27 protein-coding genes and 1 pseudogene are annotated in these 23303 nt (G+C 32.9%); 19 read left to right on the top strand and 9 right to left on the bottom strand.

The annotated features are described in order from the left end of the window. Positions 1-17 precede the first annotated feature (17 nt). From DUZ96_RS09210 to DUZ96_RS09170, 9 genes and pseudogenes are all read left to right on the top strand, one after another. Positions 18-266 (top strand): annotated as a pseudogene (locus DUZ96_RS09210) (magnesium chelatase domain-containing protein); the annotation flags it as partial. Positions 267-300: 34 nt separating this feature from the next. After that, positions 301-1416 carry a DUF2891 domain-containing protein gene (locus DUZ96_RS09205; RefSeq protein ID WP_114301643.1) on the top strand — a complete coding sequence of 372 codons (1116 nt, stop codon included), beginning with the start codon at positions 301-303 and terminating at the stop codon, positions 1414-1416. Beyond that, entirely contained in the window at positions 1413-2639 is a 1227-nt protein-coding gene (locus DUZ96_RS09200) for an Nramp family divalent metal transporter (RefSeq protein ID WP_114301642.1), read from the top strand. Before DUZ96_RS09205 ends, DUZ96_RS09200 begins: the two co-directional genes overlap by 4 nt. A 1-nt stretch (position 2640) precedes the next feature. Further along, positions 2641-3384: a 5-oxoprolinase subunit PxpA gene (gene pxpA / locus DUZ96_RS09195; protein WP_114301641.1), complete on the top strand. Its 744-nt coding sequence runs from the start codon at positions 2641-2643 to the stop codon at positions 3382-3384. A gap of 6 nt (positions 3385-3390) precedes the next feature. Further along, positions 3391-4122: a 5-oxoprolinase subunit PxpB gene (pxpB, locus tag DUZ96_RS09190; RefSeq protein ID WP_114301640.1), complete on the top strand. Its 732-nt coding sequence runs from the start codon at positions 3391-3393 to the stop codon at positions 4120-4122. Continuing rightward, the gene (locus DUZ96_RS09185; protein ID WP_114301639.1) at positions 4115-4963 is read left to right on the top strand and encodes a biotin-dependent carboxyltransferase family protein; all 849 of its coding nucleotides are present in this window, start codon (positions 4115-4117) and stop codon (positions 4961-4963) included. The genes pxpB and DUZ96_RS09185 overlap by 8 nt, the downstream gene beginning before the upstream one ends. A gap of 86 nt (positions 4964-5049) precedes the next feature. Then, on the top strand, positions 5050-5568 hold the full coding sequence (locus DUZ96_RS09180) for a hypothetical protein (RefSeq protein ID WP_114301638.1): 519 nt from the start codon (positions 5050-5052) through the stop codon (positions 5566-5568). 19 nt (positions 5569-5587) lie between these two features. After that, complete coding sequence (locus DUZ96_RS09175; protein WP_114301637.1) at positions 5588-6292, top strand: hypothetical protein; 705 nt, start codon at positions 5588-5590, stop codon at positions 6290-6292. Beyond that, a complete protein-coding gene (locus DUZ96_RS09170; RefSeq protein WP_114301636.1) occupies positions 6232-7059 on the top strand; it encodes a sensor histidine kinase in 828 nt (275 codons plus the stop codon). Before DUZ96_RS09175 ends, DUZ96_RS09170 begins: the two co-directional genes overlap by 61 nt. Here the strand turns inward: DUZ96_RS09170 and DUZ96_RS09165 are convergent. Genes DUZ96_RS09165 through panB form a run of 3 tightly spaced genes read right to left on the bottom strand, consistent with a single transcriptional unit; the run spans position 7052 to position 9089 of the window. After that, positions 7052-7762: an RluA family pseudouridine synthase gene (locus DUZ96_RS09165; protein ID WP_114301635.1), complete on the bottom strand. Its 711-nt coding sequence runs from the start codon at positions 7760-7762 to the stop codon at positions 7052-7054. The two genes, DUZ96_RS09170 and DUZ96_RS09165, sit on opposite strands and share 8 nt — an antisense overlap. Further along, positions 7762-8265, bottom strand: a complete 504-nt coding sequence (locus tag DUZ96_RS09160) for a cupin domain-containing protein (RefSeq protein WP_114301634.1) — start codon at positions 8263-8265, stop codon at positions 7762-7764. The genes DUZ96_RS09165 and DUZ96_RS09160 overlap by 1 nt, the downstream gene beginning before the upstream one ends. A gap of 5 nt (positions 8266-8270) precedes the next feature. Beyond that, positions 8271-9089, bottom strand: a complete 819-nt coding sequence (gene panB, locus DUZ96_RS09155; protein ID WP_114301633.1) for a 3-methyl-2-oxobutanoate hydroxymethyltransferase — start codon at positions 9087-9089, stop codon at positions 8271-8273. A gap of 105 nt (positions 9090-9194) precedes the next feature. Here panB and DUZ96_RS09150 point away from each other — a divergent pair, with 105 nt between their 5' ends. Continuing rightward, the gene (locus DUZ96_RS09150) at positions 9195-9650 is read left to right on the top strand and encodes a nuclear transport factor 2 family protein (RefSeq protein ID WP_114301632.1); all 456 of its coding nucleotides are present in this window, start codon (positions 9195-9197) and stop codon (positions 9648-9650) included. A 58-nt stretch (positions 9651-9708) separates the two neighbouring features. On the opposite strand, the gene DUZ96_RS09145 is transcribed toward DUZ96_RS09150, so the two are convergent. Further along, a complete protein-coding gene (locus DUZ96_RS09145) occupies positions 9709-10212 on the bottom strand; it encodes a hypothetical protein (protein WP_114301631.1) in 504 nt (167 codons plus the stop codon). A gap of 174 nt (positions 10213-10386) precedes the next feature. Between DUZ96_RS09145 and dnaK the strand changes: the two genes are divergently transcribed. From dnaK to DUZ96_RS09110, 7 genes are all read left to right on the top strand, one after another. Next, a complete protein-coding gene (gene dnaK, locus DUZ96_RS09140) occupies positions 10387-12291 on the top strand; it encodes a molecular chaperone DnaK (protein WP_114301630.1) in 1905 nt (634 codons plus the stop codon). Between the two features lie 163 nt (positions 12292-12454). Further along, positions 12455-13321, top strand: coding sequence for a 3-keto-5-aminohexanoate cleavage protein (locus DUZ96_RS09135; protein ID WP_258774358.1), 867 nt, complete (start codon positions 12455-12457; stop codon positions 13319-13321). Positions 13322-13329: 8 nt separating this feature from the next. Continuing rightward, positions 13330-13971 carry a hypothetical protein gene (locus DUZ96_RS09130; protein WP_114301628.1) on the top strand — a complete coding sequence of 214 codons (642 nt, stop codon included), beginning with the start codon at positions 13330-13332 and terminating at the stop codon, positions 13969-13971. Between the two features lie 83 nt (positions 13972-14054). Next, positions 14055-15089: a sugar-transfer associated ATP-grasp domain-containing protein gene (locus tag DUZ96_RS09125; protein ID WP_181855259.1), complete on the top strand. Its 1035-nt coding sequence runs from the start codon at positions 14055-14057 to the stop codon at positions 15087-15089. Between the two features lie 63 nt (positions 15090-15152). Beyond that, positions 15153-15797, top strand: coding sequence for a hypothetical protein (locus DUZ96_RS09120; protein WP_114301626.1), 645 nt, complete (start codon positions 15153-15155; stop codon positions 15795-15797). A 55-nt stretch (positions 15798-15852) separates the two neighbouring features. After that, complete coding sequence (locus tag DUZ96_RS09115) at positions 15853-16956, top strand: sugar-transfer associated ATP-grasp domain-containing protein (RefSeq protein WP_114301625.1); 1104 nt, start codon at positions 15853-15855, stop codon at positions 16954-16956. A gap of 153 nt (positions 16957-17109) precedes the next feature. Beyond that, positions 17110-18099 carry a sugar-transfer associated ATP-grasp domain-containing protein gene (locus DUZ96_RS09110; protein ID WP_181855258.1) on the top strand — a complete coding sequence of 330 codons (990 nt, stop codon included), beginning with the start codon at positions 17110-17112 and terminating at the stop codon, positions 18097-18099. Here the strand turns inward: DUZ96_RS09110 and DUZ96_RS09105 are convergent. Beyond that, on the bottom strand, positions 18096-19409 hold the full coding sequence (locus DUZ96_RS09105) for a phenylacetate--CoA ligase family protein (protein WP_114301623.1): 1314 nt from the start codon (positions 19407-19409) through the stop codon (positions 18096-18098). The two genes, DUZ96_RS09110 and DUZ96_RS09105, sit on opposite strands and share 4 nt — an antisense overlap. Then, a complete protein-coding gene (locus tag DUZ96_RS09100) occupies positions 19399-19821 on the bottom strand; it encodes a hypothetical protein (RefSeq protein WP_114301622.1) in 423 nt (140 codons plus the stop codon). The genes DUZ96_RS09105 and DUZ96_RS09100 overlap by 11 nt, the downstream gene beginning before the upstream one ends. A gap of 186 nt (positions 19822-20007) precedes the next feature. On the opposite strand from DUZ96_RS09100, the gene DUZ96_RS09095 reads away from it, so the two are divergent. Next, positions 20008-21231, top strand: a complete 1224-nt coding sequence (locus DUZ96_RS09095; RefSeq protein ID WP_114301621.1) for a class I SAM-dependent rRNA methyltransferase — start codon at positions 20008-20010, stop codon at positions 21229-21231. A 40-nt stretch (positions 21232-21271) separates the two neighbouring features. On the opposite strand, the gene DUZ96_RS09090 is transcribed toward DUZ96_RS09095, so the two are convergent. Then, positions 21272-21601, bottom strand: a complete 330-nt coding sequence (locus DUZ96_RS09090; protein ID WP_114301620.1) for a hypothetical protein — start codon at positions 21599-21601, stop codon at positions 21272-21274. A gap of 27 nt (positions 21602-21628) precedes the next feature. Continuing rightward, complete coding sequence (locus DUZ96_RS12935) at positions 21629-21772, bottom strand: hypothetical protein (protein WP_181855257.1); 144 nt, start codon at positions 21770-21772, stop codon at positions 21629-21631. A 174-nt stretch (positions 21773-21946) separates the two neighbouring features. Between DUZ96_RS12935 and DUZ96_RS09085 the strand changes: the two genes are divergently transcribed. Beyond that, a complete protein-coding gene (locus DUZ96_RS09085) occupies positions 21947-22897 on the top strand; it encodes a nitronate monooxygenase family protein (protein ID WP_114301619.1) in 951 nt (316 codons plus the stop codon). Here DUZ96_RS09085 and DUZ96_RS09080 read toward each other — a convergent pair. Continuing rightward, the gene (locus tag DUZ96_RS09080) at positions 22883-23242 is read right to left on the bottom strand and encodes a hypothetical protein (RefSeq protein WP_114301618.1); all 360 of its coding nucleotides are present in this window, start codon (positions 23240-23242) and stop codon (positions 22883-22885) included. The two genes, DUZ96_RS09085 and DUZ96_RS09080, sit on opposite strands and share 15 nt — an antisense overlap. Positions 23243-23303 lie beyond the last annotated feature (61 nt).

The raw sequence follows: 23303 nt of genomic DNA, 5'->3' as shown, positions 1-23303 counted from the left end.
TAGGCAAATTAATCTATATGCTCAAAAAAATATTCGGAAGTGCCGTATTTGGTGTTGAGGCAACAACAATCACAGTTGAGGTCAATGTTGATAAAGGAATCGGTTATCATCTTGTAGGTCTTCCGGATAATGCCATAAAGGAGAGTAATTATAGAATCGCTGCGGCACTTCAGAACAATGGGTATCGCATTCCTGGCAAAAAGATCACAATTAATATGGCACCAGCAGATCTTCGTAAGGAAGGATCAGCTTACGATCTTACACTAAATTGTATTTTTACTAGACATCAAACCATTCTAAATGAAAAAATATTATCTCAGTTGCATGTTTCTGGTAGTCTTATTTAGTTGTAATAAGACTGAAGGGCAAAAAAGTGCATTGGCAGAGGCTACTGCAAATGCAGTCGTTGACACGCCAATTCTTAACCTAGAGCAAGCCAATCGCTTGGCAGAATTGCCTTTGAGTTGTGTTGGTACGGAGTATCCTAATAAACTTAACCAAACCATAGGCAGTGCAGAAGATTTAAAATCACCAAAAGAACTGCATCCAACATTTTATGGGTGCTTTGATTGGCATTCTGCAGTGCATGGACACTGGAGTATGGTGAGTCTGTTGCGTCAATTTCCAGATTTGGAAAAAGAAGATGAATTAAGATCATGGCTAAAAAGGAGTATTACCGAAGAGAATGTAGAGCAGGAGGTTGCCTATTTTCATGGAAAACACAATACATCTTACGAGCGGACTTATGGTTGGGCATGGCTTTTAAAATTGGTAGAAGAGTTGCATACTTGGGATAGTGATGTGGCCAGGCAACTAGAATCAAATCTACAACCTATGACTCATATGATTGTTGCTAAATATCTTGAGTTTTTACCTAAACTAAATTACCCAATCAGAGTAGGAGAGCATCCTAATACAGCTTTTGGGCTCAGTTTTGCTTATGATTACGCTGTGACTGTTGGTCATTTAGAACTTAAATCATTAATTGAACAACGCGCTAAAGATTTTTATGGTAAGGATTCAAACTGCCCGTTAGAATGGGAACCAAGTGGTTTTGATTTTTTATCCCCTTGTTTAGAGGAAGCAGCCTTGATGAAACGTGTGCTGCCTTCAGATGAATTCAAAACCTGGATCAATAATTTTATGCCTCAATTAAAAGACAAATCATTTTATATTGAAACAGGAAAAGTTTCAGATAGAACTGATGGTAAGTTGGTTCATTTAGATGGTGTTAACTTTTCTAGGGCATGGAGTTTAAACTATATTGCTAAAGACTTACCAGATTACGAGCATTTAAGGAACCTCGCCAATGCACATATAAATTATTCATTACCAAGTATTGTTGGTGACAGTTATGAAGGTGGTCATTGGTTGGGTAGTTTCGCGATTTACGCATTGAATTCTATAGAAGAATGATTAAGAAATTCTTTAAGAATATTGGTCCTGGACCCTTGGTTGCAGCAGCCTTTATTGGTCCTGGAACCGTAACCTTATGCACAATAGCAGGTGCTAACTTTGGTTATGCTTTATTATGGGCAATGGTATTGTCAATAGTTGCAACTATCGTTTTGCAGGAAATGGCAGCAAGATTAGGTGTGATTTCTCAAAAGGGTTTATCTCAAGTTATTAGGGAGGAAATTAGAAACCCGCTTTTAAGAAATTTTGCAATTATATTGGTGATCAGTGCAATAGTAGTTGGTAATGCTGCCTATGAGGCTGGTAATATTAGTGGTGGCGTTTTAGGCTTGCAAACGATAATGGGAAATACTTATGTAGATATATTGGGTTTCCGATTAGAAACTATGGCGCTTTTGATTGGACTTAGTGCTTTCATATTACTTTATATAGGAAATTATAAAGTTTTAGAACGTGTATTAGTTTCGCTTGTTATTTTTATGAGTTTAGCATTCGTAACTACTGCTGTTATCACTAAACCAAATGTTATTGAGATATTTAGAGGTGCTTTTATTCCAAGTACTCCAAATAAAAGCATACTAACGGTAATAGGATTAATTGGTACAACGGTAGTGCCTTATAATTTATTTCTTCATGCCTCATTAGCTAAAACCAAGTGGAAACATAAAGCTGACCTTAGTTTTGCTAGGAAGGATACAATAATAGCTGTGATATTAGGAGGCTTGGTATCTATGTGTATAATTATCACGGCAAGTGCAATACAAGGGCAAAGTTTAAATAATGCTACTGATTTGGCTAAAGGTTTAGAGCCACTTTTTGGTAGCTATGCCAAGTACTTTTTATCTACTGGTCTTTTTGCGGCAGGTATTACAAGTGCAATAACAGCTCCTTTGGCAGCGGCATTTGTTGCTGGCGGATGTTTGGGTTGGGAATACAACTTAAAATCTACAAAGTTTAGAGTGGTTTGGATATTCATTTTAGCTTTAGGAGTAATATTTGCTTCAGTTGGTTTTAAGTCTATTGAAGTAATAAAGTTTGCACAGGTAGCCAACGGTTTGCTTTTACCGGTTATAGCTGGATTTTTACTTTGGATAATGAATAAGACCAATGTTTTAGGAAGCTATAAAAACTCTGTATTTCAGAATATAGTTGGGCTTATTGTTGTCTTTATTGCTATATTTTTAGGGATAAAAGGAATAATGTCTGTATTTAATCTGATTTAAAATGACTAAAACATATAGTATTGACATTAACGCGGATTTAGGTGAGGGCATAGGTAATGAAGAAATGCTCATGCCATTTCTGTCCTCTTGCAATATAGCTTGTGGTGGTCATGCTGGTGATAGATCAATAATGCAAAACGTTTTAATACTCGCCAAACAACATTATGTAAAAGTTGGTGCACATCCTTCATTTCCAGATCGCGAGAATTTTGGAAGAAGTATTATGGATATTGAACCTAAAGAGCTTAGAAAGAGCTTATTGTATCAGGTACAGACATTAAAAACGTTAGCTGATGAATTAGGGCTTGAATTAAATCATATAAAGCCACATGGCGCACTTTACAACTTAATAACCATTGACAAAGAAACTGCCAATATTGTAGTTGAAACTATAAAAGATCTTGATTTTGAAGTGAAACTTTATGCGCCTTTTAATTCAGTGGTAGCCAAACTTGCAATCGCTAACGATATTGAAGTAGTTTATGAAGCTTTTGCCGATAGAAATTACAATGAAGATTTAAACTTGGTATCGCGTAAATTGAATAATGCTATTAAGCATAAAAAAGAAGAGATTTTAAGTCATGTTTTAGGGGTGGTCAAAGACCAAAAAGTAATCACTGTAAATCACCAAGAGAGAATGATAAAAGCATCTACTTTTTGCGTGCATGGTGATACTGAAAACGCGCTCGAAATAGTTAGATATTTAATTTCAGAATTACCAAAAAACGGAGTAGAAGTTGAGTAGTATATTATGGGATTCAATCTGAAATATTCAAAGTTTAATAGCAGTTCAATTTTAATTGAATGGCCACAAAGTATTGATCAAAATATACTAAGGGATATCTTAAAATTTAAAAAATCTATTAATTCTCATTACTTTAAACTTAAAGTTGAGGTAATTAATACATATACTTCAATATTAATTATATATGATTTTACTATTGATAACTTCAATGATGAATTTTTAACGCTAAAAGAGTTATATTCAAGTCTTAGTACTATACAAAATTTTGATTCTAAGCTTTGGGAGATTCCGGTCTGTTATGATGATTCATTCGGGCCAGATTTAATTCAATATTCTGTAACAAAAAGGATGTCTAAATCAGAGATTATTGACTGTCATACTAGGAATCTTTATACTGTTTATTTTTTGGGTTTTTTACCAGGTTTTTTATACCTCGGTGGTCTCGATCCAAAATTGAATTTAGCTCGGAAAAAATCGCCTTCGCTAAATGTAAAAAAAGGGTCTGTTGCTATCGGTGGATATCAAACGGGAATCTATCCTCAGGACAGTCCTGGAGGTTGGCATGTTATCGGAAATTCTCCAGTGGAATTGTTTAATCCAAAACAAAGCCTTCCATGTAAGATACTACATGGAGATAAAATAAGATTCTATCAAATCAGTAAAACAGATCATGAAAGAATAATAGAAGAGATAGATTCTAATGCTTTTAAACTAATTTCAATACCTCATCATGCTTAAAGTTGTTAAATCGGGTTTTTACACCACCATTCAGGATTCTGGTAGATTTGGCTACAGAGCATTTGGCGTCCCTATTTCTGGGTCGATGGATTCTTATTCAAGTCATTATGCGAATTCTATATTGGGTAATGATAGAGATTGTGCTGTTTTGGAAATTACAATGTCAGGACCAGAATTGCACTTTCAAGAACCGACTCAAATAGCAATAGCAGGTGCAGACTTGACACCAAAGCTAAATGGTAAACTCATATCTAATAATCAAGTAATTGATATAAAATTTAATGATGTATTAAGTTTTGCAGGCCTTAGAAATGGATTAAGGTGTTATTTGGCCATCAAAGGAGGATTACAATCTGAAGTTTATCTTGGAAGTAGAAGTATGTACAATACAATTTCGGAATCTGATACTATCAATGTTGGTGAAGAAATATACTATGAAAAGTCACCTTCAAATTCTATTAAGACGTATTCTAATTTAAAATATGATCATGATCTTCTTTCAACTAAAATTCTAGAAGTTGAAAATGGACCTGAATACAATGAATTACCCCAAGAACTTAAGAATAAATTAAGCAAGCTTCAGTTTAAAGTTTCTAAGTTTAATAACCGCATGGCCTATCAATTAGAGCCGCTAATGTCAAATACTTTAGAAACTATATTAACCTCACCTGTATTACCAGGTACAGTTCAGCTTACTCCAAATGGAAATCTCATTATTTTAATGCGAGATTGCCAAACAACGGGAGGATATCCAAGAGTACTGCAACTTACAGAGAGGTCACTTAATATAATAAGTCAAAAACGACAAGGGGAGAAGATATTTTTTAGATTAACGAATTAATATTGTAAGAAAAATTCGATGCTTAATTTTTTTCTATTGAATAATTTCAATAATTTGCTAGTATCTGTTAATCAAAAATCTCATTCATGAAAAAATTAGGACCTCTTTTATTAGGCCTTATTATTGGCGCATTGGCCATGTATTTTTATTGCAATCAAGGCGAAGCCGAAATGAAAACAACCCAAGAAATTACTAAACCAAAAGGTGTTATTACACCAAAAGAAGCGAAGGTATTAGACCAAGCGTTCAATTTAAAACACACAATTATCAATGATTCATTGTTCAGAAAATCTACTGATGGAGGTGATAACCGTTCATCTTGGTGGTCTATAGAAGATATCCAAAATTACATCAACTATGCTGAAAATCAAGCCGGTGAGTTAGGATATAAAATGGATGGGCTTAGAGTTTACTTAGGTTCATATCCTGCAAAACCAGGTGAGATGGCTGGACTAACAACAATGTTCATTGTTCCGACTGGTAAAAAGAACACTGCACAAGGTGCTGTATTTGCAGTACAACCTATGAGTGGTGATATACCAGGTGGTAATGGGTTAAATATTGGACAAAGTGGAGAGCCACCAGGAGCGAATTACCCTCAGTAATAAAAAGATTATAGGTTAAATGAGAACGTCTGTTTTTCTCTTTCATCTTTTTGAACTTACAGCTGCAATATCGGCGTCAATTTATTGGCTCAAAACTAAGGATAAGAGTATAAGACCATTTGTTTGGTATTTGTGGGTTATTGTTTGTGTTGAAACTACAGCTTTATATCCATATTTGTATGATTTTACAGATAATTCAATTATCAAGGCTATTGCAAATTCTAGAATAAGACGAAATTCCTGGCTATATAATATATACAATCCAATTGCCGTATTATTAATTGGTAAATTTTTAATTGCTAATACTAAAGATTTAATATCACACAAGGTTATAACTTTATTGTCTCGGTCTTATGTCTTTTTCTGCATCGGTTATTTTATAATAACCAACAGTTTTTTTAAACATGGGCTTCCTTATGACTTTATCGTTTCAACTTTTGTAATTTTCACAATGGTAATGTTGTATTTGAGAGAATTAATGAGAAGTGATAGAATTTTAAGCTTTTACAAAACTCCAGTTTTTTATGTAACAACAGCCTTGTTATTATGGTATATTTGTTTGACACCATTATTTATTTTTGATTCTCATTTTTTAGAAATAAACCCTGAGTTTAATGCTTTTAGAAGAACATTTCTTGACACCTCAAATATAATATTATATTCATGGTATACATTTGCGTTTTTATATCCCTTGCGTTTCAAAAAGAAATTAGCACAGAAATAATAGCATTAATAGCATACGTCGCTTTTTTCGTATTAGCGTTAATTGTTGTCTTTGTTGTTTTTTTCACAGCCTTTCAACGTCGTAAAAACCAACTTTTATTTGATAAGATTAATCAGCAAAAGGTGTTTGACGAAGAATTGGTAAAATCACAGCAAGAAATCCAAGAAGCAACTCTAAAACATGTAGGTAGAGAACTACATGATAATGTAGGACAACTATTAGCTTTCACAACCATGCAACTCAAAGCATTTGAAAAAGTAGCTGAAAAGGATATTTTACCAAAATTAACCAATGCGCAAGAGGCTGTAGCGTCTTCATTGACGGAAGTAAGAGCATTATCTAGATCATTGAATAATGATGTTATTCTTAAAACAGGTTTTGATACTACTGTTAAAAATGAAATTAAGCGATTAAATAATTCAGGATTAATTGAAGCTTCCTTTAATGTATTTGGAGAGAATGCAAACTTTGAAAATGGTAAAGACGAAATAATTTTGTTCAGAATATTACAGGAATTTTTCTCTAATACACTTAAATATGCCAATGCAAATAAATTAGAGGTAAACATTACATATTCTGATAAAGATCTTGTTCTAAATGTGAATGATGATGGTGATGGTTTTGATTTTGAAACCATTGAAAAAAGTTCTGGACTTATCAATATGGAAAAGCGCTCAGAACTAATAAATGCAGAATTTAATTTAACATCTGAAAAAGGTAAAGGAACACAACTAAAAATTAAATATAATTATAGAGTTCTTAGCTAATCCCGCATGCTTTCCATAATGCATCCTTAGGCGTAGGGGCAATTATTTCAATATGTTCATTTTTTACTGGATGATCAAAATGCAATTGTCTAGAATGTAAGCTTATGCTTGCATCTTTATTACTCCTGTCATAGCCATATTTTAAATCACCTTTGATCGGACAACCAATTGATGCTAGTTGAGTTCTTATTTGGTGATGCCTGCCTGTTTCAAGATCTATTTCTAGCAAGTAGAAGTTTTCTAATGTTTTGATTACATTGTAATGTAGAACCGCCTTTTTACTATTGTAAACCTCTTTGCTGAATGCTTGAGATTTATTGTTTTTAGGATTTTTTCGTAACCAATGAATTAAGGTGTCCTCCAATTTTAGTGGTTTGTTTTTTACCAAAGCCCAATAAGTTTTTTTTGCTTTTTTCTCAGCAAATAGTTTATTAAGTCTAGGTAAAGCTTTACTAGTTCTAGCGAAAAGTACTATGCCTGTAGTTGGCCTATCTAATCGATGTACAACACCTAAATAAACATTGCCAGGTTTATTATATTTTTTCTTTAGGTATTCTTTTACAACTTCAGAAAGTGGTTTGTCACCTGTTTTATCGCCTTGTACAATATCACCTGCTCGCTTATTTACAACAATGATGTGGTTGTCTTCGTAAAGAACTTGAAGATTGTCTTTGTCCGAAATAATTTTTCGATTTTTTGGCATTAGGCTCTGGTCAGTGATTCAATAATATCTTCATGCTGGGGAAACTTATTAAGTAGTTCTTCTCTTTCCCCTAATTTGAAATCATTAAAATCAAATCCTGGAGATACTGTACAGCCAACAAGTGCAAAAGAATTTGCCTTCAAAAGTCTTGCCCCGAACCAGTAACGTTTAGGTACAACAAATTGTAACACCTCCCCATTTGAAACATTGTTTCCAATTGTAACCATTGAGAGCTCTCCTGCTTCAGAAATCATTGTGAGCTCAATGGCCTCACCTAGATAAAAATGCCACATTTCATCTTGATTAATTTTATGCAATGCCGAAAAATCATCTGATTCTAATAAATAATATATCCCTGTACATAAGTTTCTTGATCCATTGAATTCGTTGCCAAGTATAGTATCTCGAATTATATCTTCAGATCTGTAGGTTTCTTTGTAATAGCCTCCTTCAGGATGAGGTTGCAAATCTAACTTTTTTACAATGTCTTTTACTAAAAGCATTAGCTTTAATATTGCTCTTTTTCACTAGGAAAGTCCTTAGACTTTACATCATCAACATATTGCCCAATTGCTTTGGTCATATCTTCATATAAGTTCATATATCTGCGAAGAAAACGAGGATTGAACTCGTGTGTCATGCCAAGCATGTCATGCAGTACGAGTACCTGTCCGTCTACACCATCGCCAGCTCCAATTCCAATTACAGGTATTGAGATGCTTTCAGCCACTTCTTTTGCCAATTTAGCAGGTATTTTTTCCAATACTATTGCAAAGCATCCAGCTTTTTCAAGCATTAATGCATCTTCCTTTAATTGGAGTGCTTCTTGCTCTTCCTTTGCTCTAACTGTATAGGTACCAAACTTATAAATCGATTGTGGTGTTAGTCCCAAATGTCCCATAACAGGAATCCCAGCATTTAAAATACGTTTAATAGACTCCTTAATTTCTTTTCCACCTTCCATTTTAACAGCATGTCCACCACTTTCTTTCATTATTCTAATAGCAGATCTGAGCGCCTCTTTTGGATCGCTTTGATACGTTCCGAAAGGTAAATCAACAACAACAAGACAACGATCAATCGCCCTAATCACAGAAGACGCGTGATAGATCATTTGATCTAAAGTTATTGGTAATGTGGTTTCGTGACCAGCCATTACATTACTGGCAGAATCACCTACTAGAATTACATCTACACCTGCGCCATCAACGATTTTCGCCATTGTATAATCATATGCCGTTAGCATAGATATTTTTTCTCCCTTAGATTTCATGTCAACAAGGGTCTTAACTGTAATTCGTTTGTATTCGGATTTGGCTACAGACATAGTTTTAAAATTAGTTGAACGTAAAAATAAGAGTTTTGTTAAACTTTTGTTTAATCTATATTAGAAATAAGGTCGAATCTTTATTTTACGATAGATACAAAAATTATGAGATTCTTTTTAATTGCCTTTTTGTTCGGTTTTTCAATTGCAAGTAATTCACAAAATTCTGATATAGAGCATGTAAAAAATACTATAAATGAGTTTTTTGAGGCTTTTCATAAACAAGATACAACCACAATGAAATCATTGGCAAAGGGGGATATATTGATGCAATCTATTTCTGTAAACAAAGAAGGGCATACTGTTTTAAACGAAAACAGTTATAAAGATTTTCTTAGAAACATAGCAAGTATTCCTAAAAATCGATCATTCGAAGAGAAGTTATTGGATTATTCTATACAAATTGATGGCGAAATGGCAAATGCATGGACGCCTTATGAGTTTTGGTATATGGAAAAATTAAGTCATTGTGGCGTAAACTCTTTTCAACTGATTAAAGAGAATGATAAATGGAAAATAATTTATCTTGTAGATACTAGACGTCGAGAAGGCTGTAAATAAAAAACAGTTTTGATAATTTTTATTTATCAAAACTTCTTCTCTAAATTAATTCTAATAATTATCGTCTAGGAAATTCAGTAATTCCAAAAGTATCCTGTACTGCTTCTAGATTTGAAATATCTAAACGTCCTACGTTATCTGCAGGTACTACCACAACTCTAAACACTTGCTCGTCTGTATAAGATGGGTCTAACAAGGAAAAGTCAGTCGTACCATCTAGAAAAAAGCGCACATCATTTTGAGTAAAGTCGTAATTATAAACTAGGACACCGTCATCAAAATATTCTGTTTGAGGTAATAGTCTCCATATGTCCTGCCCATTGTCAACTTCCCAAGAAATATATACCAATGTAACATCCGTTGGTAATACGTTAAAACCATATGGTTCTAAAAATTCGTAATTATTGCCTGGTGTAAAATCTAGAACAATTTCAAAGGCAGAAGAAGCGATCACTTCGCCATCCAGGCCATCTAGTCCGTCAAATCCAGGAGGCCCTTGCGGACCTTCGCATGCTGTGAATAAAAGTGTAAATACAGTAAGTAAGGATAAAATATGTTTCATAATAACTAATGTTTTTTCTTATTATATCAAAGCGTATACCAAAGTAGAAGTGGTTAGAATTTTTATTTTAAAAAAAGCGTATGACATCATGTCATATTTTTTGACATGGCATAATACTTGACCTATTGCTGTAGAGTTTAAATTTTAAAAAACAACATAACACACATAAAAATTATGAGTAAGATTATTGGAATAGATTTAGGAACAACCAACTCTTGCGTTTCAGTAATGGAGGGTAATGAGCCTGTCGTAATACCTAATGCAGAAGGTAAGCGCACAACGCCTTCAGTTATCGCTTTTGTAGAAGGCGGTGAAATTAAAGTTGGCGATCCAGCAAAAAGACAAGCAGTGACTAACCCACAAAAAACAGTTTATTCTATTAAACGTTTTATGGGGAATAAATATTCTGAATCAAAGAAAGAAGCGGAACGTGTTCCATATAATGTAGTAAAAGGTGATAATGATACACCAAGAGTAGATATTGATGGCCGTTTATATACGCCACAAGAACTATCTGCTATGATTCTTCAAAAAATGAAGAAAACAGCAGAAGATTATCTAGGTACAGATGTTAGTAGAGCAGTAATTACTGTTCCTGCTTATTTTAACGATGCACAACGTCAAGCTACCAAGGAAGCTGGTGAGATTGCTGGTTTAAAAGTAGAAAGAATTATCAACGAGCCAACGGCTGCGGCATTAGCTTATGGTATGGATAAGAAAGGAACCGACCAAAAGATAGTTGTATTTGACTTTGGTGGTGGTACACATGACGTTTCTATACTAGAATTAGGAGATGGTGTATTTGAGGTATTATCTACTGATGGTGACACACACTTAGGCGGTGATGATGTTGATGAGAGAATTATCGATTGGTTAGCGGAAGAGTTTATGAAGGACGAAGATATGGATCTTCGTAAAGACCCTATGGCTTTACAACGTCTTAAAGAAGCAGCTGAAAAAGCTAAGATTGAATTATCATCATCTACCCAAACAGAGATTAACCTTCCATATGTAACTGCAACGGCAAGTGGACCTAAGCACTTAGTGCGTACATTGTCTCGTAGTAAATTTGAGCAATTAATTGATGATTTAATTAAGAGAACTATTGAGCCATGTGAATCCGCATTGAAAGCCGCAGGTTTATCAAAGAGCGATATAGACGAAATTATATTAGTGGGAGGTTCTACAAGAATCCCGGCGGTTCAATCTGCAGTAGAGAATTTCTTTGGTAAGGCACCAAGTAAAGGTGTAAATCCAGATGAAGTAGTTTCTCTAGGTGCAGGTATCCAAGGTGGTGTATTAACTGGAGATGTTAAAGATGTTCTCCTTTTGGATGTAACACCATTATCTCTTGGTATCGAAACTATGGGTAATGTAATGACAAAGCTGATTGAAGCTAATACTACGATTCCAACAAAGAAATCTCAAGTATTCTCAACGGCTGCTGATAATCAACCTTCGGTTGAAATCCATGTTTTACAGGGAGAGCGTCCAATGGCTGCGGATAACAAAACAATTGGTCGTTTCCATTTAGATGGAATTCCACCAGCGAGACGTGGTACCCCTCAGATTGAAGTTACTTTCGATATTGATGCAAATGGTATCATCAAAGTATCTGCTGAAGATAAAGCTACAGGTAAAAAGCAAGATATTAGAATTGAAGCGTCTTCAGGTTTAACAGAAGAAGAAATTGCGAAAATGAAAGCAGAAGCAGAAGCAAATGCTGAAGCAGACGCCAAAGCTAAAGAAACTGCAGAGAAATTGAATCAGGCAGATGCCATGATCTTCCAAACTGAAAAGCAGTTAGAAGAATTTGGTGATAAATTATCAGATGATAAGAAAAAGCCAATCGAGGATGCTTTGGAAGAGTTAAAGAAAGCTTATGAAACTAAAGACAATGCTATAATTGAGCCTGCCTTAGAAAAAATCAATGAAGCTTGGAAAGTGGCAAGTGAAGAAATGTATAAAGCTCAAGCTGAAGCGCAACAAGGTGATACTCAACCAGGTCCTGATGCAAGTCAAGGAGACACAGGTGAGACTAACGATGTTGAAGATGTGGATTTTGAAGAAGTGAAGTAATTCGCTTGCTTGACAAAATTGAAAGCGCAATCATTATTTGATTGCGCTTTTTTGTTTTAGAACTCTATTTTTTTCAATTTATAGAAGTTCTTGTTCGGATAATCGGAAAATTTCTTTATTCTCAATCAATTATTTTAGTTTCCATATCATATAATCCCAAATTATGCAAAAATTGATTATCAATTTCACACCAACTGGAATGATTCCTACAAAGGATATGACACCTCATATACCTATTACCGTAAATGAAATTATTGAAGATGTTCACAAGGCCTATGAAATAGGTATTACAATGGTTCATATCCATGCTAGGGAAGAAGATTCTGGTATACCAACTTATAAGAAGGAAGTTTATGCAAAAATTATATCAGGTATTAGAAGATATGCACCAGACTTGGTAATTTGTGTATCACTAAGTGGGCGTAACTTTAATACTTTCAAAAAAAGAGCAGACGTTTTATCCCTAGAGGGTGATTTAAAACCAGATATGGGAAGTTTAACTTTGAGCTCTTTAAATTTTAATAAAGTGGCCAGTATGAATGCACCATGTATGATAGAGGATTTAGCCAAAATCATGAAGGACAAGGGCATCATACCAGAGCTCGAAGTTTTTGATGTGGGAATGATCAACTTTGGGAATTACTTGGTAAAAAAAGATTTAATAAGACCTCCATTGTACTATAATCTTTTATTTGGAAACATCGCATGTGCTCAAACTAATTTGTTGCATACAGGTGTTATGCTTAACGATATTCCAGAAGATGCTTTGGTTAGTATAGCTGGTATAGGCAATGGACAATTAATGATGAATTCTTTGGCAATTGCAATTGGTAAGGGAGTACGTGTTGGTCTAGAGGATAATATTTGGTTTGATGCAGAACGTACAAGATTGGCAACCAACACCGCTCTTATAGAGCGAGTACATGTTATTGCAAAAGCCAATAACAGAGAAATTATGACTCCGTCAGAATTTAGGGCTCAAATGGATATGGAGCCTGGCAATGGTCGCTATGGTCGTATTTACGAATAAAATTTAATATGGAAGGAGATAAAGGTGGCTTGTCATATAGACTTAAGTGGATGTCCAATATTATAAAACATGGATTATTTTGGCATGGTGTACGAAATAACCTTGCTAAGATTGGTATAGACTTTATGCCTTATTATTGGGTTAAGGAAGCTATCAGCCCTATATCTCCGCCAGAAATTAGGGGAGTCGAGAAAGATTTTAAAATTACCACTTTTGGTGAGGCTGAAATAAATTACATTAAGAATACTATAATTGGTATAGAGCAAAAGGATTTATTAGCAGATCTTAAAAATGGTGAAATATGTATTGGGTTAAAACATAAAAATGAAATCGCTGCTTATATGTTTATAAAATGCAGACCATTTGTCTTTAGAAAACGCTTTTTTGATTTAAAACCTACTGACAGTTATTTGCATAGCATGTACACTTTTGAAGCCTATAGAGGCAAGAATCTTGCACCTTATTTGCGCTACAATAGTTATAACTATTTAGAAAAAAAAGGTATAACAAACTTTTACAGTATTAGCGAGTATTTTAATAAATCTACAATTAGGTTTAAGAAAAAATTGAATTCAGAGCCAATGAAGCTTTATCTCAGTTTGGTAATGTTTAATTATTGGACACTAAACTTTATTTTAAAAAAATATTGATTTCCATGTACCAAACATTAAAAAGAATTTATTTAAGCAAAATTTTATATTACCAGAGGCAGTTGGTAGCTTTTAATTCTAAAATGAATTCTCGTAAGATTATAAAAGATATCTTACGAAGAAATAATATTCCAAAATTAGAGCCACATGAAGTAGCTAAGGCTAAAGCCTTTTATAAGTCCAAAGGTTATAAACTAAAAAACACCTATTGGCATAGGTTTTATAAGTTTGCTAATGGTGAATTCCATAAAGACTATCTTCCACTTGATATTTTTAGAGCAATAATAGAACCAAATATAAACAGAAGATTATATTGGCCAGCATTGGTAGATAAGAATTTAACATCTAATATCTTTGATAAATTTAACCAACCAGAAACTGTTGTAAGTAATATCAATGGCTTTTATTACATGAATAATACCATGGTTAAAGAAGCTATTGCTGTTGATGCTTGTAATAATGCTAAAGCTCAACTAATTATAAAACCCTCTATTGAATCTGGTCAAGGAAAAATGGTTAAAAAGTTTACTTTGAACAATGAAATATCTCCTCATAATAATGTCGATATCATTGATTTATTTAAATTGTATAAAAAAGACTTTATTGTTCAAAAGGTAGTTGAGCAAAGTAAACTATTAAGTACTTTGAATCCGACAACTTTAAATACATTAAGAGTTGTCTCTTACCTTGATAAAACCGGAACAGTGAACGTTTTATGCACTTACTTAAGAATTGGAAAGCCTGGTTCTGATACTGACAATATTTCTATTGGAGGCATAGGCTGTTCTGTATATAATGATGGATCATTGCATAGTAAAGGATTTGGTCATAGAAAAGACGGCGGCAAATCTGATATTACAACTGCTCCATCTGGAGTTTTGTTAGAAGGTTTTAAAATCCCTAATTACACCGCAGTTTCTAAAATGGTTAAGCAGATGCATATTATAATTCCTATGTTTAAAATGGTATCTTGGGATATTGGTATTGATAAAAATGATTCACCTATTTTGATTGAGTACAACACATTATACCAAAGTATTGATATGCAAATGTTTATGGGTCCATTTCTAGGTGATTTCACAGATGAGATTTTGTATCTAGGCAGAATTAATTCGTAATTAAACTTACTTTTTGCAAATAACTACAACTATAAAATTCATCTCTTAACTTAAATAGAGGTTATGGAAAAAAATAAGATAGGTTTCATTAATAGAATAAAGTGGATTTATAAGCTTACCAAACATGGTTTGTTTATGCAAGGTCTACGTAATAATATTGCTAAGATTGGTATAGATATTATGCCGTATTATTATTTCATTTCAACAAAAGAGAATGCTGTACCACAAAAAATTACAGGAGAAAAAATAAATTCTGATGTTACAGTTTTTGATGAATCTGATTTAAAATTGATAAAGGAGTCAATTAGTGGCTTGGAACAGAAAGACTTTCTCGAAGATATAAAGAATGGAGACATATGTATGGGGATAAAGCACAAAAATGAAATCGTTGCTTATTCTATGATTAAAAACAAGCCCTTTTATTTTAGAAAGCGCTATTTCCATTTAACCGATAAAGATATCTATATACATAGTTTATATACTTTTGATAAGTATAGAGGGAAAAATATTTCTCCATATATGAAATACCATAGGTTTGGATTATATGAGAAAGAAGGGGTCATATTTCATCATGCTATTACTGAGTATTTTAATAAATCTGCTTTGAGAATTCAGCATAAACTTAACGCTAAAACAGTTGCGTTATATCTTAGTATTGTTTTATTTAAAACTTGGACACTTAACTTTACTCTAAGAACATATAAGTAGTTGATTACTTTTTTATTTTAGTCCAAAATCGATTTTACCAGAAACCTTAATTATTATGTCTATCTATATTTCAATTAAGCAAAAACTTATTAATCCCTTTTTAAGTGTACGTACAAAATTACTCAGATTCAATATGGCTGCTAATGCCAAAAATGAAGGAAGAGAATTCGTAAGAAAATTTAATTTTGATAAACTCAATAAAGAGGAAATTAAAATAGCAAAGGCTTATTGGAAATCTAAGGGTTTTAAACTTGATAATACAATCTGGCATCAATACTATAAAGGTGCGACAGGGAATTTTGTAAAGGAATATGTTCCGCACGATATTTTCTCTTCGCATATTGCCCCAAGCTTAAATCAAAAAATACAATGGCCAGCATTATTGGATAAAAATTTAAGCTATAATTTATTTAAAGGTTATAAACAACCGAAACTTGTAATTTCTAACATCAATGGGTTTTATTTCAATAACGGAGAAATTATTAGCGAATTAGAAGCTGTTCAGATTTGTTCTAAATCTAGCAGTAAATTAGTTGTAAAACCCAGCATAGAATCTGGTGGCGGATTTATGGTAAATGTTTTATCGATTCAAGACATAGTTGAGGAAGAAATAGTAGAGCATATTATCAACATGTTTAAATCCTATAACAGAGATTTCGTTGTCCAAGAATTTGTGGAACAAAGTCCTGTGATGGCAAAGCTCAATAAATCTTCCTTAAATACTTTACGGATAATGAGCTATTTAAATAATGGCGGCGTTCATATTGTTTCTTCGGTTCTTCGTATAGGCAATGCCGGAAAAAGTACTGATAATTTTGCAACTGGAGGAGTGGCTTGTGGTGTAAAAAATACAGGACGTTTAAAAGAAATAGGATTTATACAAGACGGCACGACACTTACAAAAACTACCTCTGGAATTGTTCTAAAAGAAGTACTTATTCCTAATTATAACAACGTACTAAAAATGGTTGAACTACTTCATAAAAGAGTGCCATATTTTAGGATTATTTCATGGGATATTGGCATTGATAAAAATAATGACGCAATTTTGATAGAATATAATACGTATAACCAGAGCACAAAAATCCACCAAATTGTGAATGGCCCGTTATTTGGGACGTTTACTAATGAAATTTTAGCGGAAGCCTGTCAATGTTAAAGTAATAATCTTAGTGTTAACGTGAGATTAATTTAATAGATGTATATATATCCCTTACTTAAGAAAATATTTTTGAAACGCCTCCTTGGTTTTCAGAAGTGGTTACGCCAGTTTCATACCGAAATTAGCACTGTACGTTATATGAGATCTTTAATGAAGAAAAAGAACCTCCCAAAATTAAGTAAACAAGAAATTAAAGAAGCGAAATTGTTTTTTAAAGCTAGAGGGTATACCCTAAAAAACACCTATTGGCACAGATATTACAAAGGTATTAACGGTGAGTTTCATAAAGATTATATACCGTATGATATATTTAACCCTAAGATTAATCCAATGCTGAACCAAAGAAGACAGTGGCCTGCCTTATTGGATAAAAATTTCACCTACAATTTATTTAAGGAGTTTAATCAGCCCAAACGTATTGTTCAGAATATAAATGGTTTCTATTATATAGACGATAAAATTGTTAGTTTGAAAAAAGTGGTTGAAGCTTGTCAAGCCATCAAAGGAAAATTAATAATTAAACCAACTGTAGGTACCGGAGGTGGGAAAATGGTCAATGCCTTTAGTATTGTTAATGCCAAAACCACATATAAGGACTATAGTATTGAAAAATTGTTTGGGTTGTACAAGAAAGATTTTGTGGTTCAGGAATTTCTTGAGCAATGTGATGTATTGAAATCGTTAAATCCTTCGAGTTTAAATACGCTTCGGGTTGTATCTTACTTAAATAATAATGGCGCACATATCTTAAATTCTGTATTACGAATAGGTAAGTTAGGAAATACAACAGATAATTTCTCAACAGGTGGTCTTTTTTGCGGAATTTTAGATAACGGTGCATTAAAAGGGAAAGGCTACAGCCCTAAAGGAAATATTGTAACAGAAACCTCTACAGGTGTGCATTTAAAAGATTGTAAAATACCTAACTATGAAAAAGTTCAGGATATGATAAAATCTATGCATTATGTTGTGCCTTACTTTAAAATTATTTCGTGGGATATAGGAATAAATAAGTACGATGAGCCTTTCTTAATAGAATATAATACACATAGGCAAGGTATTGATTTGCAAATAGCTGCAGGACCTTTATTAGGAGATTTTACAGACGAAATATTAGCACTTACATTAAGGCGTTCTTAAGATTTTTTGTAGTTGTTAACTACTTTTCTTCTTTTTCCAGAAGATAGTGGAGGAATTTCATCAACATAGGTAATTGTAACATTAGAATCCTCACCAAAGTCAGATTTTATAATGGCAATTAGGTCATCTTCAAATGCAAAAGTATTGCCTTGTAGATTGAGTTTTACTTCATAGTCTTTCTCACTTTGCTGAATAAACTGATACTGCTTTAATAAATGGTAATATTTATAAAATTTGGTGTAAACTACGAATGAGGATATTAGATTTCCATCTGAATCATAAATGACGTCCATTTTTCTGCCTTCGATTTCATCTAACTGAATTACACCATCGTCATTGATGCCTAATTTAGCAATATCTCCGGTATCGTATCTAATAATTGGCATCGCAAAATTAAATAAATCAGTAACAACTATTCTTCCAAATTCTCCTGGTTTTACAGATTCATTGTTGTCAAATTGTAATACTTCAACGACATAGCTGGCATGGTTTATTACAAAACTGTTTGGTGAGTTTAAGGTTTGTTGAGCAATTATTCCAATTTCTTCACTGGAATATCTTGAAAGAATCTGGGTATTGAGATGCTTACCTAAGGTTGTTTTAGTATAAGGATTGAGATATTCTGAATTTGCAACAGCGGAAGTTAAACCTAAATTATCTAAAAAAATATTATTACGTTCCATATATTGAGCAATCATTTCATAGGATGATGCAAATCCCAACATGGTTTTTTTTGACTGCTTATCATTTTTTAGCAATTCAATAAAGGATTCTATTCTTTTATCTGTGAGTTTTGATATGTCAAATTGAATAGTGTTTTGAAGCCATGCTTTTAATCTATTTTTTTCATTATGCCCTCTCCAAACTTCTAGTTCATATAGCCTGTTTCCAATCTTAAAACCAGATTCCTTTAAGAAATAAATAACATCAGAATGATTTCTTCTTCGTTTGTTTTTATCTTGGTACAAGAAAAATGGTACTCCGGTAGATCCACTTGTGGAAACTTTAAAGTTATCCTTATCTTTATATTCAGTTGATTGAAATTTATCAAAGTTTTGTTGAATAATTACTTTCTTTATAACTGGAAAATCTTGAATACTATTGAAGTTTTTATATGATGAGTAATATGGTGTTGAATTGGTAGCATGAATTAATAGCTTGTCTATATATTTTTTTTTGAGGTTTTCTGAATTAGATGATTCTGGATGTATTACAGAATATTTAATTTCTTTTATTTGTTTTCTAATATAACCACCTTTTATGGAGTCTAGAAACCAAAATAAAATATTGCGTAGATAATTAAATAACATAGTTATATTTACTATAATAATTATAGTCCTTTTCACGATCCTTTGTAACCGTAATTGGAGAACCATAAGCGAGTTTGTGATCTCCTACATCTTTACTTGAAAGAGAAGACGCTCCTATCACCTTATGTCTTCCAATATTAATATTGTTAACTAAGGTGGCCTCAATACAAATCGCTGAACTATCACCAATTTTCACACTACTACCAGTTGTTACGCCAGGCGTGAGGTTAGAAAAATTAATCATTTTAGAACCTTGTCCCAACGATCCATTGGTATTAATAATACGATACCTACCAATTTTTACATTTGAATTTAGGATTAAGCCGACAATATTATAATTATTTCTTTTGTGGATGATATCCATAATCATTTTTACCTGCCCAGAGGCCCCATAAACTAAAATATTGTTCATAATGTTTAAAATAGACTTGATTTGGTACTACAATATGGAGGATTTCTTTAATAGAATCGTATTATTTGCGATGAAACGACAAAAAATTTACCTAATTGGTTAATTCGTTCTATTTATTTGAGATAAAATGCGAGAAGTTTACTTATTTGTTTTACTATGTTTGCTCATATTTTGGAATAGATTTAAGTGAATAAAACAGTTAAAAATAATAGTCATCCTCAAAGTATTGCTGTAAAACTAACCTCAAGGGGAGAACAATTTGTAGTAAGAGGTCATCCGTGGGTGTTTTCCAATAGTATTGTGAAAGTCTCTAATAATCCTCAAACTGGTGATATTGCAATAATTTTTAGTAAGAATAAAAATAAGTTAATAGCAATTGGTTTATACGATTCTAATTCACCGATAAGAATAAAGATAATTCATCATGGAAAAAATAGAGTTGAAATAAATACGAAGTTTTTTCATCAAAAAATTCAATTGGCTTTTGAAAAGCGTACTGATTTATTGAAGACCACTACAAATAGCTACAGACTTCTATTTGGGGAAAATGATGGTTTTCCAGGATTGATAGCAGATGTATATGATAGGGTACTTGTTATAAAACTTTATTCTGAAATTTGGTTGCCTTATTTGGAATCGATAATAGACAGTCTTCAAGAAACTTCCAAGACAAATACTGTAGTAGTCCGTTTAAGTCGAAAATTACAATACAGTAAAAGTCATGGTTTGAAAGACGGTAATGTAATTATTGGAGCGTTAGTCAATGAGGTAGTTCAATTTATTGAACATGGTGTGAAATTCTCAGCAAATGTAATTAAAGGCCATAAAACTGGTTATTTTTTAGATCACCGAGAGAATAGAAGAAGAGTAGGTGAATTAAGCAAAGGTAAAACAGTTTTAGATGTTTTTTCATATGCTGGAGGTTTTTCCATACATGCCTTGGCTAATGGTGCAGATGAAGTTACTAGTTTGGATATTAGCAAGCAAGCACTTGATATAGCAAAGCATAATGCAAAGCTCAATGAGTTTAGAGGAATTCATAAAACTATTTCGGGAGATGCATTTCAAGTTTTAGATGACTTGATTAAAAATAAAAAGAAATATGATGTTGTAGTTATTGATCCACCTAGTTTTGCAAAACAAGAATCTGAAATTTCACTAGCTAAGAAAAAATACGCAGAGCTCGCTAAATTGGGAGAACAACTTACTGCTAAAAAAGGATTGTTGGTTTTGGCATCTTGTTCGTCTCGAGTTTCAGCTCAATCTTTTTTTGATCTAAACCAACAAGTTTTAAATTCTCGAACTCGATTGTTTGAAACATATTTAAAAACCGCGCATGATAAAGACCATCCTATAAGCTTTCTTGAGGGTGCTTATTTAAAATGTGGATACTACAGATTTTTAGAATAAAAAAGCCCAACGTTGAGTTGGGCTTTTTTAAAGATATAAATTACATAAAATCACCTTTTTCATTTAGTTTCACTTTTATCTTTTTGCCACCATTTTCAAGTCTAACCTCATAAAGTTTTTTGGTGACTTCATTAAGATAATGATAATTTACTCTGTAGACATCACTTACCACTGTCCAATTTGGGAATCGTTCAGCAATCGCCATTCTAATATCTTTTGGTAATTTTATATCTTTATATTTTTCAATTGTTCTTAGAAGTTTACCATCTTTAGCGTAAGCCGCTAAAATTTTACCATCAGGTATATAGAAGGAAACATTGTAAGTAGCATACTCATCGCTATAAAGATCAGAACTCTTTAGATCATACATTGCAACTTTTTCTAGCAACAATTTTATTTATATTGTAGTGTCATCTGAGTCAACTGAGCTTAAATACTCATAGTTAACTGCAGAAATTTCAATTTCAGGTAACTCGATAACCTCTGCGTATACTTGGTTGCTAAATGCTAGTAGAAGTATTAAGATAAATAGTTTTTTCATGATTTAGTCTTTTATGATTAATAAACTAAATGTATAATTGACAAGTTGATCCTAAAATGATTTTGTTCAGTATTGAAAGAATTATGATTTACGTCAGTAATGTGATTTTGGATTAAACTGTTTTATTATGCATGCATAATAAAATTTATTATATTTGGGAAATATTATTAAAAAATGAAAACTAAACTCACAGAACTTCTTAATATACAGTATCCAATTATTCAGGCACCAATGTTTTTAGTGTCAAATGTAGCTATGGTTACAGAAGCTATGGATGCCGGTATTGCAGGTTGTATACCTGCGCTGAATTATAGGACTTTAGAAGAATTGAAAAATGCTATAAGACAGTTAAAACAGAATAAAGTGGAAGGAGGCTCCTTTGGGTTTAATCTTATCGTTAATAAATCTAATGTTAAATATTTGGGCCAACTAGAAGTTTTATGTGAGGAAGGTTGCGATTTTATAATTACGTCGCTAGGTAGTCCAGAAGAAACAATCAATCAAGCGCATAAAGCAGGTATAAAGGTTTTTTGTGACGTTACCGATTTAAAATTTGCGAAGAAGGTAGAAGAATTAGGTGCAGACGCTATCATTGCGGTAAATAACGAAGCTGGCGGACATAGAGGTAATTTATCTCCGGAAGAATTGATTAAAGAATTAACTGACAACTGTGATATACCAGTTATATCTGCCGGTGGAGTGGGATGCAAGGCAGATATAGATAAAATGCTTGGTTATGGAGCAGAAGGCGTATCTGTCGGTAGCCCATTTATTGCTTCAATTGAAGCTAATGTTACGGATGAATATAAGCAAGCATGTGTGGATTATGGTGCTGAGGATATTATAATGACCGAACGTATTTCTGGAACACCTTGTACGGTTATTAATACACCTTATGTTCAGAAAATAGGGACTAAAGCCACATGGATTGAAAACCTATTGAATAAGAACCGAAAACTTAAGAAGTGGGTGAAGATGATTCGATTCTCAATTGGAATGAAAGCAACGGAAAAAGCTGCTAAAAAAGCAACTTATAAAACCGTTTGGGTTGCTGGTCCAAGTATTGAACATACTAATGCTATATTACCCACTAAACAGATTATCGATGGATTAATCAGAGATTGATTTTAGCTTAGCATGCTGTTTCTTTTCTTTTTTTCCAGTAAAAATATTGAAAGTATAACTCGCTGTAAGACCTCCTAACATGGTAGCAATCATTTCTGATGTATCAAACTTTCCACTTATAATGTTGCCATCATAGAATTCTTTAGAAATACCTGCTAACGATGATAAACCAAAGCTATACCAAAATGCTTTCTTTTTATTTTTTGTTTTAGAATATACCAAAGCATAAGTTCCGCTGGATATTGCTGCCCCAGTTAAAAAATGTAATCCGTCGTCTTCTAATGTAATCTGGGCAGAACTATTGTTAAATAAGGTCAGAGCAAGTAATAAAAATAAAATTCTCATTATAGATTAAGTTTCCATTGATTGAAAAGTATACTTTTTTAAATTAGATAGCCTTATTTAT

Origin of the sequence: Winogradskyella sp. KYW1333, from assembly GCF_003335675.1 — a bacterium.
In the GTDB taxonomy this organism is placed as follows: domain Bacteria; phylum Bacteroidota; class Bacteroidia; order Flavobacteriales; family Flavobacteriaceae; genus Winogradskyella.
Note: the sequence above shows the minus strand (reverse complement) of the source record. Positions and strands in the feature narration are given on the sequence as shown.

What these genes read in the sequence shown, in the direction of transcription:
- DUZ96_RS09205 (WP_114301643.1), top strand. Translation starts at nt 301, where the DNA reads ATGAAAAAATATTATCTCAGTTGCATGTTTCTGGTAGTCTTATTTAGT.
- DUZ96_RS09200 (WP_114301642.1), top strand. Translation starts at nt 1,413, where the DNA reads ATGATTAAGAAATTCTTTAAGAATATTGGTCCTGGACCCTTGGTTGCA.
- pxpA (WP_114301641.1), top strand. Translation starts at nt 2,641, where the DNA reads ATGACTAAAACATATAGTATTGACATTAACGCGGATTTAGGTGAGGGC.
- pxpB (WP_114301640.1), top strand. Translation starts at nt 3,391, where the DNA reads ATGGGATTCAATCTGAAATATTCAAAGTTTAATAGCAGTTCAATTTTA.
- DUZ96_RS09185 (WP_114301639.1), top strand. Translation starts at nt 4,115, where the DNA reads ATGCTTAAAGTTGTTAAATCGGGTTTTTACACCACCATTCAGGATTCT.
- DUZ96_RS09180 (WP_114301638.1), top strand. Translation starts at nt 5,050, where the DNA reads ATGAAAAAATTAGGACCTCTTTTATTAGGCCTTATTATTGGCGCATTG.
- DUZ96_RS09175 (WP_114301637.1), top strand. Translation starts at nt 5,588, where the DNA reads ATGAGAACGTCTGTTTTTCTCTTTCATCTTTTTGAACTTACAGCTGCA.
- DUZ96_RS09170 (WP_114301636.1), top strand. Translation starts at nt 6,232, where the DNA reads ATGGTATACATTTGCGTTTTTATATCCCTTGCGTTTCAAAAAGAAATT.
- DUZ96_RS09165 (WP_114301635.1), bottom strand. Translation starts at nt 7,762, where the DNA reads ATGCCAAAAAATCGAAAAATTATTTCGGACAAAGACAATCTTCAAGTT.
- DUZ96_RS09160 (WP_114301634.1), bottom strand. Translation starts at nt 8,265, where the DNA reads ATGCTTTTAGTAAAAGACATTGTAAAAAAGTTAGATTTGCAACCTCAT.
- panB (WP_114301633.1), bottom strand. Translation starts at nt 9,089, where the DNA reads ATGTCTGTAGCCAAATCCGAATACAAACGAATTACAGTTAAGACCCTT.
- DUZ96_RS09150 (WP_114301632.1), top strand. Translation starts at nt 9,195, where the DNA reads ATGAGATTCTTTTTAATTGCCTTTTTGTTCGGTTTTTCAATTGCAAGT.
- DUZ96_RS09145 (WP_114301631.1), bottom strand. Translation starts at nt 10,212, where the DNA reads ATGAAACATATTTTATCCTTACTTACTGTATTTACACTTTTATTCACA.
- dnaK (WP_114301630.1), top strand. Translation starts at nt 10,387, where the DNA reads ATGAGTAAGATTATTGGAATAGATTTAGGAACAACCAACTCTTGCGTT.
- DUZ96_RS09135 (WP_258774358.1), top strand. Translation starts at nt 12,455, where the DNA reads ATGCAAAAATTGATTATCAATTTCACACCAACTGGAATGATTCCTACA.
- DUZ96_RS09130 (WP_114301628.1), top strand. Translation starts at nt 13,330, where the DNA reads ATGGAAGGAGATAAAGGTGGCTTGTCATATAGACTTAAGTGGATGTCC.
- DUZ96_RS09125 (WP_181855259.1), top strand. Translation starts at nt 14,055, where the DNA reads ATGAATTCTCGTAAGATTATAAAAGATATCTTACGAAGAAATAATATT.
- DUZ96_RS09120 (WP_114301626.1), top strand. Translation starts at nt 15,153, where the DNA reads ATGGAAAAAAATAAGATAGGTTTCATTAATAGAATAAAGTGGATTTAT.
- DUZ96_RS09115 (WP_114301625.1), top strand. Translation starts at nt 15,853, where the DNA reads ATGTCTATCTATATTTCAATTAAGCAAAAACTTATTAATCCCTTTTTA.
- DUZ96_RS09110 (WP_181855258.1), top strand. Translation starts at nt 17,110, where the DNA reads ATGAAGAAAAAGAACCTCCCAAAATTAAGTAAACAAGAAATTAAAGAA.
- DUZ96_RS09105 (WP_114301623.1), bottom strand. Translation starts at nt 19,409, where the DNA reads ATGTTATTTAATTATCTACGCAATATTTTATTTTGGTTTCTAGACTCC.
- DUZ96_RS09100 (WP_114301622.1), bottom strand. Translation starts at nt 19,821, where the DNA reads ATGAACAATATTTTAGTTTATGGGGCCTCTGGGCAGGTAAAAATGATT.
- DUZ96_RS09090 (WP_114301620.1), bottom strand. Translation starts at nt 21,601, where the DNA reads ATGTATGATCTAAAGAGTTCTGATCTTTATAGCGATGAGTATGCTACT.
- DUZ96_RS12935 (WP_181855257.1), bottom strand. Translation starts at nt 21,772, where the DNA reads ATGAAAAAACTATTTATCTTAATACTTCTACTAGCATTTAGCAACCAA.
- DUZ96_RS09085 (WP_114301619.1), top strand. Translation starts at nt 21,947, where the DNA reads ATGAAAACTAAACTCACAGAACTTCTTAATATACAGTATCCAATTATT.
- DUZ96_RS09080 (WP_114301618.1), bottom strand. Translation starts at nt 23,242, where the DNA reads ATGAGAATTTTATTTTTATTACTTGCTCTGACCTTATTTAACAATAGT.